We start from the raw sequence: 17,993 nt of genomic DNA, 5'->3' as shown, positions 1-17,993 counted from the left end.
TTAAAATACTGTGAAACAATTGTTTATGTTTTGAATTGGAAGGAACATAGGATGTTAATTTTATTTAATGGATATAACCTATAAATTTGTAGTCCCTGAATTTTATCTTTGGGGTTTTAATAAGAATAAAATATGGCTTGGTTTAAGAGAACAGATAAAGGAATTAAAACCTCAACAGAGGAAAAGAAAGATGCTCCCGACGGTCTGTGGTACAAGACCCCAAAAGGTAACATTATCCATACCCGTGAATTGAAGCATAACTCTTATGTATGTCCTGATGATGATTATCACGTCAAAATTGGTTCAAAAGAGTATTTTGAGATTTTATTTGATGGTAATAAATTCAAAGAGCTGGATGAAAAATTGACTTCTGGTGACCCTTTGAAATTTACAGATACGAAACCTTACACATCAAGAATTGAAGCAACTATTTCCAAAACAGAGCTGAATGATGCAGTAAGATCAGCAGTTGGAAAGATAAATGGTTTGGATCTTGTGATTTCCTGTATGGATTTTAACTTTATAGGAGGTTCAATGGGTTCAGTCGTTGGTGAAAAAATTGCCAGGGCGATAGATTATTCATTGAAAGAAAAGATTCCTTTTTTGATGATTTCGAAGTCTGGGGGCGCTAGAATGATGGAAGCGGGTTTCAGTTTGATGCAAATGGCTAAAACATCTGCCAAGCTTGCATTGTTAGATAAAGCAGGAATTCCTTATATATCATTATTGACTGATCCTACAACTGGGGGAGTCACTGCCTCGTATGCGATGTTGGGTGATTTTAATATTGCCGAACCAGGAGCATTGATTGGTTTCGCAGGTCCAAGGGTAATCAGGGAGACTATCGGAAAGGATCTGCCAAAAGGATTTCAAAGTTCAGAGTTTGTTTTGGAACATGGTTTTCTTGATTTCATCATCGATAGAAGGCAGTTGAAAAACAGATTGACTACTTTGCTAAACCTACTGAACGGTTAATCTGTTATAGCTATAGTTAAATACCAGATAAATTGTCAAAAATCAAACAGCTTTTGGCCAAGTTTATCTATTTATAAATATATTTGTGTTCCCTAAGTAGGGACTAAATACTGAAAAATAAAAAGTAAAAATCGTTATTAAATGGGTTCAGTAATTATTACTTCGATTGTAGCATTTACGCTGATTATTTTGCTACTCGTTTTTATCCTTTTGTTTGCCCAATCCAAGCTGGTGAATTCAGGAGATGTGAAAATCATCGTCAATGGTGATGAAAGCAATCCTATCGTTACTTCTGCTGGTTCGACATTGTTGAATACTTTGGGAAATAAAAAAATCTTCTTGCCATCCGCTTGTGGTGGTGGTGGTACATGTGCCATGTGTAAATGTGTCATTGAAGATGGAGGAGGAGAAGTTCTTCCTACCGAAGAAGGACATTTGAGTAGAGCTGAGAAGCAAAGTAATGTGAGACTTTCATGTCAAGTGAAAGTAAAACAAGACATGAAAATCAGAATCCCTGAAGAAATCTTCGGGATCAAAAAGTGGGAATGCGAAGTTATTTCCAATTACAATGTTTCTACTTTTATCAAAGAGTTTAAGGTTAAACTTCCAGAAGGAGAAATTTTGGATTTTGAATCCGGTGGATATATCCAAATTGACGTTCCTGTAGTGACAGTGAACTTCAAGGATATGGACATTACTCCTCATCCAGACTTAGGTCACCCACAGGATGTTTACCAAAGCGACTGGGATAAGTTTGGTCTTTGGGACTTGGTTATGAAAAATGACGAAGAACTCTTCAGAGCATATTCCATGGCTAACCACCCTGCTGAAGGAAACATTGTAATGTTGACAATCAGAATTGCTACTCCGCCTTGGGATAGAGCGAATAACAAATGGATGGATGTAAATCCAGGTGTTTGTTCTTCATATGTATTCTCTCAGAAGCCTGGTGATAAAGTAGTAATCTCTGGACCATATGGAGAATTCCATATCAATCCAACCGATAGAGAAATGGTTTATATTGGTGGTGGAGCTGGTATGGCACCATTGAGATCGCACATTTTCCACTTGTTCCATACTGAGAAAACAGACAGAAAGGTTTCTTATTGGTATGGTGGTAGATCGAAAAAAGAGTTGTTCTACACTCCTCAATTTAGAGATATAGAAAAGGATTTCCCTAACTTTAATTTCCATATCGGATTGTCTGAGCCTATGCCTGAAGATAATTGGCAGGTAAAGAAATCCTTAGATGATAAAGAAGGTGATGGTTACGTAGGGTTTATCCACCAAGTACTTTATGACAATTACTTGAAGGATCATCCTGAGCCAGACGAGATAGAATTTTATCTATGTGGGCCTCCATTGATGAATGCTGCAGTATTGAAGCTTCTAGATGATATGGGAGTTCCTCAAGAGAACATCAGATTTGATGATTTCGGAGGATAAAAAAAGATTCAGTCCCGCATAAGCGGGACTTTTTTATTTCACTCTGATTTTTTTACTTATTTTTGAGTTAGACTTTGCATAATCCTATGAACCTAAAATCATTCTTTGAGCCTGTTCCTGAAATTATCACCCAACAGAAATATGCCCACAATTCTTTCTTCAATTTCATCCATTATCATGGAGAGACATTTCCTGACATCAAAGGGGTGCAATTGGCCATCATTGGGCTTTCTGAAAAAAGAGGAATGAAAAATGCTGATACCATCGAAAGAGCAGCAATAGAAATCAGGGAAAAATTATATCATCTTAAGAAGGGAGAAGCACTCTATAAAATTGTTGATCTAGGTGATTTGCACCCTGGAGATTCTCTCGAAGAGTCTATCAATATCTTGAAAACCGTAGGTGAGTTTTTGTTGAAAAAGCAAATTCTTCCTATATATATTGGAGGTACACATGACCTAGATTATGGACAGTACCTTTCGTATCAGGGATTGAACAAGCTTGTGAGTTTAGTTACCGTTGACTCCAAAATAGATATGGAGGAAGATGCGCTACCATTTCAAACTCACACTCAAAATATTATCCTTCACCAACCCAATTTTCTTTTCAATTATTCTCATTTGGCTTATCAGAGTTTTTTGGTGGACAAAGACCTTATCAATGTCATGGAGAAATTGTACTTTGATCATATTAGATTAGGAAATGTACGAGCAAATTTCAAAGAGATAGAGCCCTTGATTAGAAATGCAGATCTTATGAGCTTCGATGTATCGGCTATCTTGTCAGCTGATGCTCCCGGTGCTGCTGATGCGCAACCCTTTGGCCTTACTGGAGAGGAAGCTTGCCAAATCTGCAGGTTTGCAGGGATGAATGAAAAATTAAGCTCAATAGGTATTTATGGCTATCAGCCTTATTATGATGATAGTCGAAATAAAACAGCCTCTATCATTGCTACTATGATTTGGTACTTTATAGAAGGGTTTTATGATAGAAAGGATAGTCTGAGTTTTAAGAGCAATGATTATATAAAATACACCGTTTCTTTGGATGCTCAGCCATCTGTGATTATCTTTTACAAGAGTAAAAGAAGTGATAAATGGTGGATGGAGATTCCACAAAATGACCAAGAGAAATTTGAACGGACTACTATAATTCCATGTAGTTATAAAGATTATCAAATGGCACAATCTGGAGAGATTCCTGAAAGGTGGATTAATGCTCAGTTAAAGCTGTTTTGATATGAATATCTACACAAAGCAGCAACTTGCTTTGAGAAATGGGCAAGACAAGCCTGAAATATGGATAGCTTATAAAGGAATAATTTATGATGTATCCAACTCTAGGTTGTGGAAGAATGGAAAGCATTATGAACATTGGGCGGGTCAAGACTTGACAGAAGAGCTTGTTGATGCCCCACATACCGAGAAAGTATTTGTTAAATTTGATACCGTAGGGCATTTGAAAGAATAGAATGATCTTAATAGCTGATAGTGGATCCAGTAAAACAGACTGGAGATTGATAAAAAACGATGGGGAGATAGAGCAATACAGAGGTATTGGGTTTAATCCTTCCTACCAAACTAGCCAAGAGATGGCTGAGCTTATTCAAGAAGCTTTTTTGCTAGGCATAGCAAATGATGTTACTGAAGTGTTTTACTATGGTGCAGGATGCTCCACTGATTTATTAAAAGATCAAGTTAGGATAGTACTTCAGTCCTTTTTTACTAGCGCAAATGTAAATGTAGATCATGATATGATGGCAGCAGCTCGAGCTACTTTTGGTAATCAAGCTGGAATTGCCTGTATTTTGGGTACTGGCTCCAATAGCTGTGATTATGATGGATATAATATTGTGAACTCAATGCCTTCACCTGGTTATATTTTTGGTGATGAAGGTGGAGGTGCCTATGTAGGAAAGAGATTTTTACAAGACTTTATTCAGGGGGAATTACCGGATTCTATCAATAAACTGGTATCTGAAGAGCTTAAGCTTGATTATGAAGATATCATTGCTAAGACCTACAAGATGCCATTTCCAAATAGATACATGGCTTCTTTCTGCAAATTTATTTCATCTCATAAAAATGACCCTTATTGTTATATGTTGTATTATGATTCATTTCAGGATTTTTTCAATAAGCACATTAAGAAATACGCAAATTATAAAGAAAAACAAGTCAATTTCGTAGGATCCATAGCATTCTTCAATAGTGATATACTTAGAAGTGCTGCTGCAGATGCAGGAATTCAAGTGAATTTAATTTTGGAAAGTCCGATAGCTGGCTTGTCACTCTATCATCGAGAAAACCATGAATACAACAGAAAGTAGTTCGCTTTATGATGATTTGGAAAAGCTTGATGTCATCACCTTACTTCAAAACATCAACAAAGAAGATCAAAAAGTGGCTTTGGTCATAGAAAAGATTTTGCCTTCAATCCAAAAACTTGTAGAAGAAATTGTTCAGAGGATGCGAAAAGGTGGGAGACTTTTTTACATAGGAGCAGGTACAAGTGGTAGGCTTGGTATTTTGGATGCTTCTGAATGCCCACCAACCTACGGGGTTCCGCATGATTTGGTGATTGGCATTATTGCAGGTGGTGATGCTGCTATCAGGAAAGCCGTAGAAAATGCAGAAGATAATGCTGAGCAAGCCTGGGAAGATATAGTCTCTTTTGGATTTAATGATCAAGATACTGTAATCGGCATAGCAGCTTCAGGTACCACTCCTTATGTTATTGGAGGTGTGAAAAGTGCCAAATCAAAAGGATTGCTGACTGCATGCATTACGTGCAATTTAAATACGGCATTGGCAGCAGAAGTGGAATTTCCAATTGAAGTTGTGGTGGGACCTGAATTTGTCACAGGAAGCACGAGAATGAAAGCGGGAACAGCCCAAAAGCTTGTGTTGAATATGATTTCTACCACTGTAATGATCAAACTTGGGCGTGTGAAAGGTAATAAAATGGTAGATATGCAGTTGTCTAATGAGAAGCTTGTAAAGCGCGGTACTAAAATGATCATGGAAGCGACAGGGCTTTCTGAAGATGATTCCAAAGCAAAATTGTTGGAGTTTGGTTCGGTGAGAGCTGCGGTTGAATCATTTTATCAAAAATAATCCGTACATTTGCATCCCCTTTGAATTCAGGAACTTAGATATGCCTGACAGTAAAGGGATTTACCAAAAATACAGCAGAGATGCTGCATGAAAATGAAAAGAGAAAATAACAAAAACCAAGGGTCAAATAGAGACTCTAAATCAAGCAAGCCTTACAGCAAAGAAGGTAGAAGTGACAGGAAAAAAGATTTTTCAAAAGATTCTGATTTTAGAAAATCAAGGTCTAAAGATGAATCTAAACCGGAAGGAAGATCAAAATCTCCTTTTAGAAAATCAGAAGAATTGACAGAAAGGAAATCTGCAACTTCTAAAAGACCGTATAGCGAATCTTCAAAATCTAAATCAACAAAGTCGGATGGATTTAGCCTAGAAGGTCATCCAAAAAAGAAATACACTCCGAAGCCTCAGGAAGGTAGAAATAGTCCTTCTTATGGAAAAACCAGCAGTAGGTCAAAAACTGGAGATCCAAAATTGAATTCTGGGGAGTTTAAGACTGTGTACAAAGGTCGTGGAAAAGACGAAAGACCGGTTTTCGAAACAGTAAAAAAATCTGATATCGAGAAAAAAATGGCTGCGAGAAAGAAATCCCAAAAGCCATCATTTCACGAAGCACCGACAGAGCCAAGACCTGATTACAATTTTGATAGAATTGAGAAGAAATTCAACAAAAATCAAAATGATGATGTGATCAGACTCAATAAGTATATCTCAAATTCTGGTGTTTGTTCCAGGAGGGAAGCCGATACATTGATTCAAAATGGAGACGTCAAGGTAAATGGAGAAATTGTCATGGAAATGGGCTACAAAGTCCAAAGAACTGATACAATTACATACAAAGGGAAAACAATCAATCCAGAGAAACCAGTATATGTTTTACTGAATAAGCCAAAGGATTTTATCACCACAACTGACGATCCAATGGAGAGAAAGACTGTGATGGAGTTGGTAGGGAATGCATGTAAAGAAAGAATCTTTCCTGTAGGGAGATTAGATAGGAATACAACTGGTCTTTTATTGTTTACAAACGATGGTGAGTTGGCAGCTAAACTGTCTCATCCTTCAAATCAAATCAAAAAGATTTATCAAGTTACTCTGGATAAGCCTTTGACCAAAGCAGATGAAGAAACCATATTGGAAGGCTTTGCCTTGGAAGATGGTGACATCAAAGTGAACGATTTACAAGTACTTTCAAAAGATAAGACAATTTTAGGTCTTGAAATCCATGTTGGAAGAAACAGAATCGTCCGAAGGATCTTTGCTCACTTTGGATATGAAGTGGTTGCATTGGATAGGGTAACCTATGCAGGTTTGGATAAGAAAGATTTGCCAAGAGGTAAATATAGATTCCTCAACGAAAAAGAAGTTATCAATTTGAAATATTTCAAATAATAACTTCCAACACCTTGAAAATAAAAAACGGGCTTCTTTGCAAAAAGAAACCCATTTTTTATGGTTAATTAGTATGTTACTTCGTAGCCAATAGCTTCGAAAATCCATCATCAGTTCTTACAAAGAACTCGATTTTTGAGTTAGCAATTGGGTGGTTGAAAATATAAGTTTTTTGGAATCCTTTCGTGTCTTTTAGTTCTTCTTCATGAACCAATTGATTGTTTTCATATATCAAAATGGACATATTAGATGGTAAAAGTGAATTTACAAGTAGTTTATATTTATTTCCCTGTACTTTTTCGAGCTTAGAAAACACTACAGGCTCAACTTTTTTGTCTCCTACATTGAATTCCATGTGCTCAACTTCTCCGTTGCCATTGTAAACTCCAATCTGGTATTTCCCATCCTTCAATCTTGAGAAATCATAAGCTTTAGAGAATTCCTTTTTTGATAGGATTCTATCTGAATGCACCAAAGCATTGTAATCATCGTAGATTTTTACTGTAACGGCTCCTGTCGGAACCATGCCATAAATCAATTGCACTTTGCTGTCTTGTACTTTTTTTAGTTTGACAGTTCCTTCTGTTTGTTCGTTTCCTGCAAAGGCTGTAAATGAAATGCTCAATGCTAGGATCATTGCTGTAAATAATCTCATAATAGTATAATTTAATAGGGTTAAGAAATACTTATTTCGGATTAACCTCTTGTGTCGATATCTTCGAGCACATAAAATAGAGGCCAGCTACTTTGGGGGTGATCGTTTTAAAAGATCATGGTACAAACATAGGTATGTCGATATTAAATTACAAATAATTCAATAAAAATATTTAATCATTGTCAAAAATATAATGATTTGATCATTTTAATGAAAATATAATAATCAAGTGAAAATTCTTTCGGAAACGTTATCGTGAAATATACATTAGTTGATAAATCAATATATACGGAATAATATTTTGTTTTTAACAATAATCTTGATGGTATTAGGGTATATATTTTTTTTCTGAAAAATTATTAAAATTTTACCTCAGTTGAATTATTTTTTTTCACAAATGCAAAAATCCTTAGAAAATGAAGGCTCATTCTCTAAGGATTTTATGTCTTTGGAATTTAAATCTGCTCTTATTCTATTTACATCATAGGTATAGCCGCTTCAAAAAAACACCCATTTAAAATAAAGTATTCATCATAATTAGGCATTTGCATAGAATTCAGCTACTGTTGACAGTCAATCATCGACGATTATCAGCATGATCTTCAAGTGAAAATTCATTTTCTGGTGTCACTGCGGAGAATCAGATTTTATGAGTATACGCTTCTTTTCCAGTAGATTATAATTCTAGTATTAATGTTTGATTTAGATCAATATCTAATATCAATTAATAACTTGTCCGCCTTTGGTGGATCGAAATGAATCAAAGAGAGCTCTCTTCTTAAATTACTGTTGTTATTGCGGATATTTTATATATCCGTTTTCATATCAGTAGAATCTAAATAACTGAATTAACCTGTGATTTCGAACCAATACTAATAAATATCCAATATCTGTTAGTATCAGTTTGCCAAAAAACAATCGTTTAATTGATTAGTGGCATGATTGCGAATAGGCAAATTATATTTTATCAAAACCAAGGTATGGCACAAGTACTTTTGGCATTTTTATGCCATCTTCTGTTTGATTGTTTTCCAAAATTGAAGCTACTATTCTTGGCAAAGCCAAAGCTGAGCCATTCAATGTATGTGCTAACTGTGTCTTTTTATCACTTCCCTTGAACCTCAACTTTAAACGGTTTGCCTGAAAGTTTTCAAAATTACTGACAGAACTTACCTCAAGCCATCTTTCTTGAGCAGCAGAGTAGACTTCCATATCATAAGTCAGTGAAGATGTGAAACCCATATCACCACCACAAAGCCTAAGAACTCTGTAAGGCAGCTCAAGCTTTTGAAGTAAACCTTGTACATATTTGCTCATGTCCTCCAGTGTGTCGTAAGATTGATCAGGGTGCACGACTTGCACAATTTCAACTTTGTCGAATTGGTGGAGTCTATTCAAGCCTCTGACATGGGCCCCCCAACTACCAGCCTCTCTTCTGAAGCAAGGTGTATAGCCGACATTTTTGATTGGAAAATCTTGTTCATTCACAATCACATCTCTATAAAGGTTTGTGATGGGAACTTCTGCTGTAGGAATAAGGAAAAGTTTGTCTGCAGTAGCTTCGTACATCTGACCTTCCTTGTCAGGAAGTTGTCCTGTTCCATAGCCTGATTCTTCATTGACCAAAATGGGTGGCTGTACTTCTGTATATCCGGCTTTCATCGCTTCGTCCAAGAAGAAATTAATCAATGCCCTCTGAAGTCTAGCACCTTTTCCTTTATAAACTGGAAATCCTGCACCGGCGATCTTTACCCCCAAATCAAAATCGATGATATCGTATTTTTTTATTAAATCCCAATGTGCCATTTTTGATTCCGGCAACTCCGGAATTGAGCCATGTTCTAGGACAATCTCATTGTCTTCCGCTGATTTCCCGGCAGGTACAGAACTATGGGGGATGTTTGGTAGTGTATATAGTTGTTGCTTAAGTTCTTCTTCAATGGTGTTGAAGCTGTCTTCAAGAGTTTTTATTTGCGCCTTTATCTCTGCTGTTCTAGATTTTATCTTTTCAGCTTCTTCTTTTTTTCCTTCACGCATCAACATCCCGATCTCTTTGGAAATATTGTTGGATTCGGCTTGTAAATTATCTCTTTCTGATTGTGTTTCTTTCCTTTTATTGTCAAGTTCGATGACTTGGCGTAGCGTTATTTCAGCTTGTTGGAAATTTCTTTTTGATAAACCTTCCAAAACAACATCGAAGTTGTCTCTGATCGTATTTACAAGTAACATAAAATGTGTCTTTGATTCTGATTATTGATAGCTGCAAAGATAAGGATGTTCTTTATTGAATTATTACACTTTTGCGAATTGTCGAAAATGGTCCGTCTAATTCTTTTCCATCTTTGTGTACCAATTTGATCGTCAGTAGGTGCTCACCTTTGGGTAAGTTGGCAATTCTGACAGGTGTGACTTGCTCGACTTCATAATTTATCTCATCTACCGCGATGATTACCTTCAATTTGTCCTTTTTCAGATCTCCTCCCAAAACCAAAAAATCTATCGTGACTTCTTGTTCAGATGTATATGATTGCTTATCAGCGGGAAGATTGACAGCTATGTATGGTTCTGCTGAATAAGGAAATGGCCTAGTATCGCCAACTCTAAAATCCCTGTCAACATAATTCCCGAACTCTTTGAGCATCAAACCTTCCCCATCTACCAAATAAGCAATAGATCTGTATGTTCCCTCGTTGAGCTCTTTTTGAAAAATCGGCATATTGTAGCCTACGGGATCACTTGAATTCAGGATTAATTTCAACTGGAACCCGCTCAAGCCTTCGCCATAAGGATAGTTTTTGACATTAAATTCAAAGGGGATTTTACCTGGCTTGAAAACTTGATTGCCCAAAGGACTAAACATCTCCAGAATAGCATCTGGATAATCATTTTTTTCTTCGTAAAAATAAAAACTGATCTCCGGAGATAAAATTTCCAGGGAGTCGGAAGTTTGCATTTTATGCTTTACCTCTTCTTTTTTTTCTCGTCTAGATTCACAGGAAAATATTGTACATATTAGGAACGCAAGTGCATAAAAGAATATATGTTTCATAGTGTTTGGTTGCTAGAGAACTAAAGATATTTAATTTTAGCTTAAAAAACCGTATATTTCGAAGTAAATTATACCCTTATGACTGAGATTTTATATGACGAAATCCCATCGCTAGATTTGGCGGATTTCACTTCTGGAAATGCAGAAAAAAAAGCAGCCTTTGTTGAGAAATTGGGGCAGGCTTATAACAATATAGGCTTTGCTGCTATCAAAAATCATGGATTGAATAAAGAGTTGCAGGATAAGCTTTATGATATCATCAAAAGATATTTTGCACTTCCTGATGAGGTAAAGACAAAACATGAAAAACCAGAAATTGGTTATCAAAGAGGTTATACCGGCAAGGGAAAGGAGCATGCAAAAGGTAGAAATACAGGTGATCTGAAAGAGTTCTACCACGTTGGTCAAGAGCGATCAGATATCCCTGATTCTGATCCTATCAAAGCTGAATACCCAGAAAATGTATGGCCTGAGGAATTACCCGAATTCAAGGAGATTGCCTTGGAGACATACAAGACTTTGGAAGCGGCAGGAAAGAATATGCTCAGAGCAATTGCTCTTTATTTGGAGCTTCCGGAAGATTATTTTGAAGATAAGGTCATTTACGGGAATTCCATTTTGAGGCAAATTCATTATTTTCCTATCGAAAACCCAGATGAAGTTCCTGCAGATGCTGTAAGAGCTGCTGAGCATGGAGATATTAATCTGATTACATTATTGATGGGAGCAAGTGCAGATGGATTGCAAGTCTTGAGAAAGGATGGTAAATGGATTCCGATCACAGCGCTTCCTGATCAAGTAGTGGTGAATGTTGGAGATATGCTGGAAAGATTGACAAACAAGAAATTGAAATCAACGATCCATAGAGTTGTAAATCCACCGAGAGAGAAAATGAATTCCAGCAGGTTTTCGATTCCTTTCTTTATGCACCCTAGATCCGAAATGGATTTGACTTGTTTGGAAAGTTGTATTGATGAAAATAACCCAAAGCAATTTACAGATGCTACAGCAGGGGAGTTCCTGGATGAGCGTTTGAGAGAACTAGGCTTAAAGAAATAAGCTGTGACCTTAAAGAAAGTAAAATATTATCTTTATCTCAAGGATGTGTTGTTGCTTTCTGTCACTGCTTTTGGGGGGCCTCAAGCTTTTCTGGCCATGGTATTGGATACCATGGTCAAGAAAAGAAATTATATTTCAGAAGAGGATTTGTGGGAGTTAAATGCGCTTTGTCAAATCCTGCCAGGGCCAACATCTACTCAGACGATTTCAGCAATAGGCTATAGAATTGGAGGTCCCAATTTGGCTTACTTATCTCTATTTGTTTGGATTTTGCCAGCCACGGTTTTAATGATAGCCGCGGCTTTTTTGATAGATTTTTTACAGGAAAATACTCCAGGAGCTTTGAGTTTTGCGAAATTTATACAGCCCATGGCGATAGGTTTTATTATATACGCAGCCCAAAAAACCATTTTTAAAATGGTCAAAACATCCGAGGCTACTGTATTGATGATGATGGCTGCCTTTATCTCTTTCTTTTATCATTCGCCCTATGTGTTTCCTATTTTGCTTTTAGTAGGAGGGCTTACGACTTCATTGAATTATAAAAGTCATCCAAAACAAAAAGGGGATAGGGAGTTGGTGATTTCCTGGGCCAACTTTTACCTCTGGGGAGGGATTTTAGTATTGGCTGCGGTTTTGGGAGCCTTGACAAAGAACCAGTCGATTTTGCTTTTTGAAAATTTCTACAGAAACGGAAGTTTGATCTTTGGAGGTGGTCAAGTTTTGGTACCCTATCTTTTTACTGAGTTTGTAGAGTTCAAAAAATTTCTTACCTCTGAAGAGTTTCTTACTGGCTATGCCATATCTCAAGGGATGCCAGGGCCTACTTTCAGTATTAGTTCTTATGTTGGAGCCCTTTCTATGCGGGAATATGGTGTAGTGGGGTTATTGACGGGAGGTTTTATAGCTGCTGCGGGGATCTTTTTGCCCGGTACTTTTCTGATATTCTTTGTGATTAGATTTTGGGATCAATTGAAAAAATACAGGCCTGTTCGTGCTGCTTTGGAAGGGGTGAATGCGGTGAGTTGCGGGATGTTGATTGCTGCAGCATATTTGCTTTTTGAACCTTTGGATTCTAATTTGTTCAATGTGCTTGCGATTTTTGGGACTTATATTCTGCTCCAATTTACAAAGCTTTCATCTCCTTTGATTATTGTTATTGGAGTATTGGCAGGGATTGGGTATAATTGGATTTTTTGAAATTATGGATTTTGTAAGGGGTTTGTAGTAGCCTAGATATCGATTTTTCTAAGTAGGAGAGATGGTTTTTTGATTTGTGAATCATTAAATGCCAGTGATAATTGTTCTGTATGTATAAAGATTGTTCTTTAGGGATACTGAACAAGGGGCATGGGAGTTCTAGGTGGACATTTATAGCTCACCTAGAATTTCCAAGAAATTTAAAAGCGGAATGGCCGTGGAATCATTGCTGATGGGGTAACTTTCGCTTCCACTGTAAACAATGTATCTGTCAGTTGCTTTGATATCCTCGCAAGAAATTACAAATCCCTTAGAAACCTTTGGACTCATGGTCCTTTTGATTTCAATAGCGATTACCTTGGTTTTATAAGTGATGACAAGGTCGATTTCTGCTCCAGAAAATGTCCTGTAGTGCCAATACTCAGCTCCTTTTGGTAAAACGGATAGGATGTTTTCAATGATAAATCCTTCCCAGCTTAATCCCAAGATAGGATGGCTAAGGAGTTCGTCCATTTCGCCTATATTCAATAAAGCATGAACCAAGCCTGAATCTCTGATATATACTTTGGGACTTTTCACCAAGCGTTTGCCGACATTACTATACCAAGGTCTGATACTTCTCAAGAGAAGCAAGTCTTCCAGCAATTCAATGTAGCTTTTGATAGTAGGAGAGCTTAGATCCATGCTGCCACCAAGTTGACTCATGTTGAGTTGGGTTCCTTGTAGATGTGCAAGCATTGTCCAAAGTCTCCGAAGTCTATTTGCCGGGATAAATTGTGCTATTTGTGGAATATCTCTTTCCAGATAGGTAGTAATGAAATTATTCCTCCATCTCAAGCTTGCTGAATTTGATCTTGCCAAGAAGCTATCGGGGAATCCACCTCTTAGCCACAATCTTTCCAATGAATTGTCATCTTTTTGGACTTCCAAAAGATTGAGGGCGAAGAGTTCTTCATAGGCAATCCTTCCCGCCAATGATTCAGATGATTGCTTGATCAATTCAAGAGAAGCTGATCCCAAAATCAGGAATTGGCCATATCGGTATCCTTCTTTTCTCCTTTTGTCTATGACTCCTCGAAGTATTGGATAGAGCTCAGGCACTCTCTGGATTTCATCCAAAATGATCAATTTGCCTTTGTGAATGTCGAAATATTGCTCAGGTTCTGCTAGCTTACTCCTGTCACTTGGACTTTCTAAGTCTAAATAAATAGCTTCTTTGTCCAGCTTGATAGCGATTTCCTGAGCGAGCGTAGTTTTTCCTACCTGCCGTGGTCCAAGGATAGACACGGCTGGAAAGTCTTGAAGTAATTCTTCTAGTTCTAACGCTATTCTTCTATAAATCATCCTTGCAAATTTAAATATTAATTTTAAAAAATCAATGCTTACTATCCTATCCAACATTGAAAAATTAAAATACAATTTTAAATTTTCAATGTTGGATAGCTCTATAATCTATTCATTTGACTTTTAAAGGCTGTTTTTGTCTTTATCAGATTTTTCTAAGTCGATTTTCAAAATTGAGCCAATTAGCGAGGCGATTGCTGAGATCAAAAAGAAGATTAAGCTGAAGGCTACAGCGGCATTTTTGTCAATTCCGATGTATTCATGGCTATAAATAAAAACCAATTCTCTAGCACCAACACCACCAATAGTGAGTGGAAGCACGGCGACGATGGAAGAAAGAAGAAAAATAAATTGATACTCCAAGATTTTCTCGTCAATTCCCAAAGCCAATAAAATAAAATAGGCAGCTATCATTTGTGAGATTTGTCCAAGTAGGGAAAAACCATTTGCTTGAAGGAAGGAGGGAAGGAATTTTCTAAATAGATATTTTGTGATCAAATAAAATAAGGGAAGAGTAAGCAGAATCAAAATGATGGCAATCAAGGACACAGGGATCTCCTGAATAATGGTAAGATCAATATCTACTACCAACAAAAGTCCAAGTAGGAGTAGGATGATTGAAACCAATCCGCCCAATCTGTCCAATAATACTGCTTGAAGGAGTGATTTTATTGGGGTTTTGAAATGCTTGTTGAGTAAATATACCTTGTAGCCATCACCGCCAATGCCACCTGGCAGGAATAGGTTGTAAAACATTCCGATAGCATACAAGATCAGATTCTTTTTTTCGCTAATGTACAAGTCAATGTTTCTGAAATAAAGATTGAGCCTGAGTGCTGTGAATACTTTGCTTAGGACAAAAAGTAAAAATGCAGGGAATAGCCAGAGCCAACTCGCAGACTGAAGGACAAGTAAGAGCTGATCGGTATCTATTTTTCTGAAAACCAAAAAAACAGCTAACCCTGTAAGGATTAGCTTGAGTACTAATTTCAGTGTTTTCTTATTCACCCTGATAGACCGATTTGATTTTGTAAGTTTTTTTGTCCTGAGACTCAAAATAAGTCCTTATGATTATCTCAGCAATAATCCCTGTTGTGATCAATTGGATTCCAGCCAAAAGGAAAATGAATCCCAACAAAAGAATTGGTCTTCCCCAGATGTCTCCACCCATTATTTTTTCTACCAACAAATAGAAGTTGATCACAAATCCAATCAAAAGTGACAGCAAACCCAAGGTGCCGAATATATGTATTGGTCTTTGGAAATACTTTTGGAAAAATAGCATCAGGATCAAATCAGCCATTACTTTGAAAGTCCTGCTCAATCCATATTTTGATGTGCCATGAATCCTCGGGTGATGCTTCACATCTATTTCGGTCATGCTAGCACCTTCTTGCTTTGCAAGCACAGGTATGAACCTGTGCAATTCTCCGTACAGACCCATGTTTTGAGCGATATTTGCCCTATAGACTCTCAAGCTACATCCGTAGTCATTTAAATACACTTTTGTACTTTGGCGAATGATATAATTGGCGATTTTGCTAGGGAATTTTCGTAGAACGAAGCCATCTTTTCGGTTGGCTCTTCTTCCAGCTACCACGTCCCAACCTTCATCGATAGCTTTCCTTAGCATCCCGGGAATATCAGTTGGGTCGTTTTGTAGATCACCATCCATGGTTGCAATATACTCGCCTTCTGCCATGTCAATTCCGGCAGCAAGAGCAGTGGTTTGGCCATAGTTTTTATTGAAAATGATCAGCTTTGTACGATTATTCGCGTATTTTTTTACTTCAGATACTGTTTGGTCAGTAGATCCATCCTCTATCAAAATCACTTCGTAATCGATTTCTTTGAGTGCATCATAAGTTGCATCAAGGAGAGGCTTGATATTCTCTTCTTCGTTGTAAACTGTGATTACAACAGAAATTAATGGCTTGGTCATGGAAAATTAATTTCGTCAAAAATACGGTTTTAATTTAGAGACAGCAAATAATGCTTTGAATTGACGCATTTCTTTAGTTTTATTTTGACTCTTAAAGCTCAGGAAAGTCTCGCAAGCAAATTGAAAATATTATCTTTGTCGCTAAATATTGAAACTACAGGCTTTGAAAAATTTATCCATTTGGTTTGTCATGTTGGCTTTCGCCTTGTTGGTGGGGCCTTTTGCATTGAGTTTTCACATGCATTATCCGGATGAAATGTACTATTCTGATGCAGCGGTAAGGATGGTGCAGACTGGTGATATCCATACGACTTATTTGGGTAGCGAAGAGCTTAGGTTCAAAAAGCCTATTCTTACCTATTGGTTTGTGCTAGCGGGTTTTGAATTGTTTGGTGTAACACCTTTTGCTTCAAGGTTTTTCTTTTTGATAGCAGGCGCTTTGACAGTCGGTTTGGTATATTATGGCGCGAAATTGATGTTTGACGATCAAAAAATTACCAAGCTTTCCGCCTTGATTATGGCTTCTCATCCAGTTTTGATTTTGAGTTCTACTCGGTCAATTCCAGATGTATTACTAGGAATGTTTATGGCGATGAGTGCAATTGGTTTTATTGGATTTTTAAGATTTGGAAATGATGCTCCCAAGCGATTCAGTTGGTTTTTGTTTCTTGGGTTGGCTTTTGCGTTTGAAGTAAAGGGCCTTCCTGCAGCAGCTTTGGGCAGTTTAGGCTTGATGTTTTTGGTTTTGAATCCTTGGAAAAAAGTAAGGGTTCAAAAAGCATTCTACTTACCAGCAGTGTTAGTAAGTTTGTTTGTTGCATTTTATTGGTTTGTGGCAATGTATTGGATTCATGGAGCTGAATATTTGGATTCTTTTGTCGAAGATCAAGTAGGCATGAGGGTAGCATCCCGATATTTGTTGGTTTTGAAGAACCTCTTTTTGGCGATCCTTTTGATGATAGTTTTATTTGTTCCTTGGTTTCTGTTTGGGCTTAGAGGATTCAAAGAAAATTTCAAAAAATTATTTCATGAAGAGAAGGCTTTCACTGGATTTGTGGTTCTATGGGTCATTGGAATCATTTTGATGTCTGCTTTGGTTACCAAGTTTTATGAAAGATATTTACTTCCAGTTGTTCCCTTGACGACTATCTGGGTAGCTTGGCTTTTGGTGAAAAATGGCCTGTTGGAAAAAATAAAAACAATGAAGTTTGCTTTGTTTTTTTTCGTGTTTCTCAATGTAATTGTACTGTTAGTAGGATTGTTTTTCAATGCTCTCTTGCCTTCAAATATTTGGATTTGGCTTCAGGTAATCATCTTTGCTGGCTTGATAGTTTATTTGATTACTCAAAGGAAAGTTGAAGATAAATTGCCTTTTTTAATTTCCATGAGTGTGCTGCTTTTGTTTTTTGGTGCGAGTATTTCTACTTTCCAAATTTCGCTACCTGACGCAGGGCAATTGATTAAAGTGTATGCAAATGATCAGGATATAGAAAAAGGGAGTTCAATAGCATATTTGGGTCATTTGCATACTGGGAGTAAAATCAGGATTGGCCTTGGTCCAAATTACAGAATGGTGGATATTGAAGAATCTGAATTTAACACAAAGGTTGTAGATTTTGACTATGCTATAGTAGAAGAAAAATACTTGGATAAATTATCGCAAAATGACTTTGACATCCAATTGGCAGCGCTCAATTGGGACGCAAAATATATTTCAGAAATGTTTGCTGCCTTATGGAATGGAAACGCTGAGGAAGTAAAGATGAAATACGGCAAGAAGTTTTATTTTGCTAGACCTATTTAGAAAGCAAAAGTTCT

General features: G+C 37.0%; 16 protein-coding genes. 10 read left to right on the top strand and 6 right to left on the bottom strand.

The window, feature by feature from the left end:
• Nucleotides 1-132 precede the first annotated feature (132 nt).
• From accD to MM213_RS07535, 7 genes are all read left to right on the top strand, one after another.
• Nucleotides 133-975 carry an acetyl-CoA carboxylase, carboxyltransferase subunit beta gene (gene accD / locus MM213_RS07565; RefSeq protein ID WP_241410998.1) on the top strand — a complete coding sequence of 281 codons (843 nt, stop codon included), beginning with the start codon at nt 133-135 and terminating at the stop codon, nt 973-975.
• A gap of 141 nt (nt 976-1,116) precedes the next feature.
• Nucleotides 1,117-2,421, top strand: a complete 1,305-nt coding sequence (gene nqrF / locus MM213_RS07560; protein ID WP_241410996.1) for an NADH:ubiquinone reductase (Na(+)-transporting) subunit F — start codon at nt 1,117-1,119, stop codon at nt 2,419-2,421.
• Between the two features lie 86 nt (nt 2,422-2,507).
• The gene (locus MM213_RS07555; RefSeq protein ID WP_241410994.1) at nt 2,508-3,659 is read left to right on the top strand and encodes a formimidoylglutamase; all 1,152 of its coding nucleotides are present in this window, start codon (nt 2,508-2,510) and stop codon (nt 3,657-3,659) included.
• Between the two features lies 1 nt (nt 3,660).
• Nucleotides 3,661-3,891, top strand: a complete 231-nt coding sequence (locus tag MM213_RS07550) for a cytochrome b5 domain-containing protein (protein ID WP_241410992.1) — start codon at nt 3,661-3,663, stop codon at nt 3,889-3,891.
• Between the two features lies 1 nt (nt 3,892).
• Nucleotides 3,893-4,750 (top strand): N-acetylglucosamine kinase, encoded by an 858-nt coding sequence (locus MM213_RS07545; RefSeq protein WP_241410990.1) that lies wholly within the window; start codon nt 3,893-3,895, stop codon nt 4,748-4,750.
• Nucleotides 4,731-5,537: an N-acetylmuramic acid 6-phosphate etherase gene (gene murQ / locus MM213_RS07540; protein ID WP_241410988.1), complete on the top strand. Its 807-nt coding sequence runs from the start codon at nt 4,731-4,733 to the stop codon at nt 5,535-5,537. The genes MM213_RS07545 and murQ overlap by 20 nt, the downstream gene beginning before the upstream one ends.
• Nucleotides 5,538-5,630: 93 nt before the next feature.
• Nucleotides 5,631-6,926 (top strand): pseudouridine synthase, encoded by a 1,296-nt coding sequence (locus MM213_RS07535; protein ID WP_241411377.1) that lies wholly within the window; start codon nt 5,631-5,633, stop codon nt 6,924-6,926.
• Nucleotides 6,927-7,002: 76 nt separating this feature from the next.
• On the opposite strand, the gene MM213_RS07530 is transcribed toward MM213_RS07535, so the two are convergent.
• The 3 genes from MM213_RS07530 to MM213_RS07520 form a co-directional block, all read right to left on the bottom strand.
• Entirely contained in the window at nt 7,003-7,581 is a 579-nt protein-coding gene (locus tag MM213_RS07530) for a hypothetical protein (protein ID WP_241410986.1), read from the bottom strand.
• A 957-nt stretch (nt 7,582-8,538) separates the two neighbouring features.
• Nucleotides 8,539-9,810, bottom strand: coding sequence for a serine--tRNA ligase (serS, locus tag MM213_RS07525; protein WP_241410984.1), 1,272 nt, complete (start codon nt 9,808-9,810; stop codon nt 8,539-8,541).
• Nucleotides 9,811-9,862: 52 nt separating this feature from the next.
• A complete protein-coding gene (locus MM213_RS07520) occupies nt 9,863-10,630 on the bottom strand; it encodes a hypothetical protein (RefSeq protein WP_241410982.1) in 768 nt (255 codons plus the stop codon).
• A 78-nt stretch (nt 10,631-10,708) separates the two neighbouring features.
• Between MM213_RS07520 and MM213_RS07515 the strand changes: the two genes are divergently transcribed.
• Together MM213_RS07515 and chrA are read left to right on the top strand one after the other, a co-directional pair.
• Nucleotides 10,709-11,689 (top strand): isopenicillin N synthase family dioxygenase, encoded by a 981-nt coding sequence (locus tag MM213_RS07515; protein ID WP_241410980.1) that lies wholly within the window; start codon nt 10,709-10,711, stop codon nt 11,687-11,689.
• A 3-nt stretch (nt 11,690-11,692) separates the two neighbouring features.
• Nucleotides 11,693-12,889: a chromate efflux transporter gene (gene chrA / locus MM213_RS07510; protein ID WP_241410978.1), complete on the top strand. Its 1,197-nt coding sequence runs from the start codon at nt 11,693-11,695 to the stop codon at nt 12,887-12,889.
• Nucleotides 12,890-13,060: 171 nt separating this feature from the next.
• Here the strand turns inward: chrA and MM213_RS07505 are convergent, their stop codons facing one another.
• The 3 genes from MM213_RS07505 to MM213_RS07495 form a co-directional block, all read right to left on the bottom strand.
• A complete protein-coding gene (locus MM213_RS07505; protein ID WP_241410976.1) occupies nt 13,061-14,233 on the bottom strand; it encodes an ATP-binding protein in 1,173 nt (390 codons plus the stop codon).
• Nucleotides 14,234-14,356: 123 nt separating this feature from the next.
• Complete coding sequence (locus MM213_RS07500; protein WP_241410974.1) at nt 14,357-15,241, bottom strand: lysylphosphatidylglycerol synthase transmembrane domain-containing protein; 885 nt, start codon at nt 15,239-15,241, stop codon at nt 14,357-14,359.
• On the bottom strand, nt 15,234-16,175 hold the full coding sequence (locus tag MM213_RS07495) for a glycosyltransferase family 2 protein (RefSeq protein WP_241410973.1): 942 nt from the start codon (nt 16,173-16,175) through the stop codon (nt 15,234-15,236). Before MM213_RS07495 ends, MM213_RS07500 begins: the two co-directional genes overlap by 8 nt.
• Nucleotides 16,176-16,338: 163 nt before the next feature.
• Here MM213_RS07495 and MM213_RS07490 point away from each other — a divergent pair, with 163 nt between their 5' ends.
• Nucleotides 16,339-17,979: an ArnT family glycosyltransferase gene (locus MM213_RS07490; protein WP_241410971.1), complete on the top strand. Its 1,641-nt coding sequence runs from the start codon at nt 16,339-16,341 to the stop codon at nt 17,977-17,979.
• Nucleotides 17,980-17,993 lie beyond the last annotated feature (14 nt).

It is taken from the genome of Belliella alkalica (genome assembly GCF_022549785.1).
Taxonomy (GTDB): Bacteria; Bacteroidota; Bacteroidia; order Cytophagales; family Cyclobacteriaceae; genus Belliella; species Belliella alkalica.
Note: the sequence above shows the minus strand (reverse complement) of the source record. Positions and strands in the feature narration are given on the sequence as shown.

Excerpts from the sequence above, each read along its gene's own strand:
- MM213_RS07495 (WP_241410973.1), bottom strand. The coding sequence starts at position 16,175 with ATGACCAAGCCATTAATTTCTGTTGTAATCACAGTTTACAACGAAGAA.
- serS (WP_241410984.1), bottom strand. The coding sequence starts at position 9,810 with ATGTTACTTGTAAATACGATCAGAGACAACTTCGATGTTGTTTTGGAA.
- MM213_RS07515 (WP_241410980.1), top strand. The coding sequence starts at position 10,709 with ATGACTGAGATTTTATATGACGAAATCCCATCGCTAGATTTGGCGGAT.
- MM213_RS07545 (WP_241410990.1), top strand. The coding sequence starts at position 3,893 with ATGATCTTAATAGCTGATAGTGGATCCAGTAAAACAGACTGGAGATTG.
- MM213_RS07530 (WP_241410986.1), bottom strand. The coding sequence starts at position 7,581 with ATGAGATTATTTACAGCAATGATCCTAGCATTGAGCATTTCATTTACA.
- MM213_RS07505 (WP_241410976.1), bottom strand. The coding sequence starts at position 14,233 with ATGATTTATAGAAGAATAGCGTTAGAACTAGAAGAATTACTTCAAGAC.
- murQ (WP_241410988.1), top strand. The coding sequence starts at position 4,731 with ATGAATACAACAGAAAGTAGTTCGCTTTATGATGATTTGGAAAAGCTT.
- MM213_RS07555 (WP_241410994.1), top strand. The coding sequence starts at position 2,508 with ATGAACCTAAAATCATTCTTTGAGCCTGTTCCTGAAATTATCACCCAA.
- nqrF (WP_241410996.1), top strand. The coding sequence starts at position 1,117 with ATGGGTTCAGTAATTATTACTTCGATTGTAGCATTTACGCTGATTATT.
- MM213_RS07550 (WP_241410992.1), top strand. The coding sequence starts at position 3,661 with ATGAATATCTACACAAAGCAGCAACTTGCTTTGAGAAATGGGCAAGAC.
- MM213_RS07535 (WP_241411377.1), top strand. The coding sequence starts at position 5,631 with ATGAAAAGAGAAAATAACAAAAACCAAGGGTCAAATAGAGACTCTAAA.
- MM213_RS07520 (WP_241410982.1), bottom strand. The coding sequence starts at position 10,630 with ATGAAACATATATTCTTTTATGCACTTGCGTTCCTAATATGTACAATA.
- accD (WP_241410998.1), top strand. The coding sequence starts at position 133 with ATGGCTTGGTTTAAGAGAACAGATAAAGGAATTAAAACCTCAACAGAG.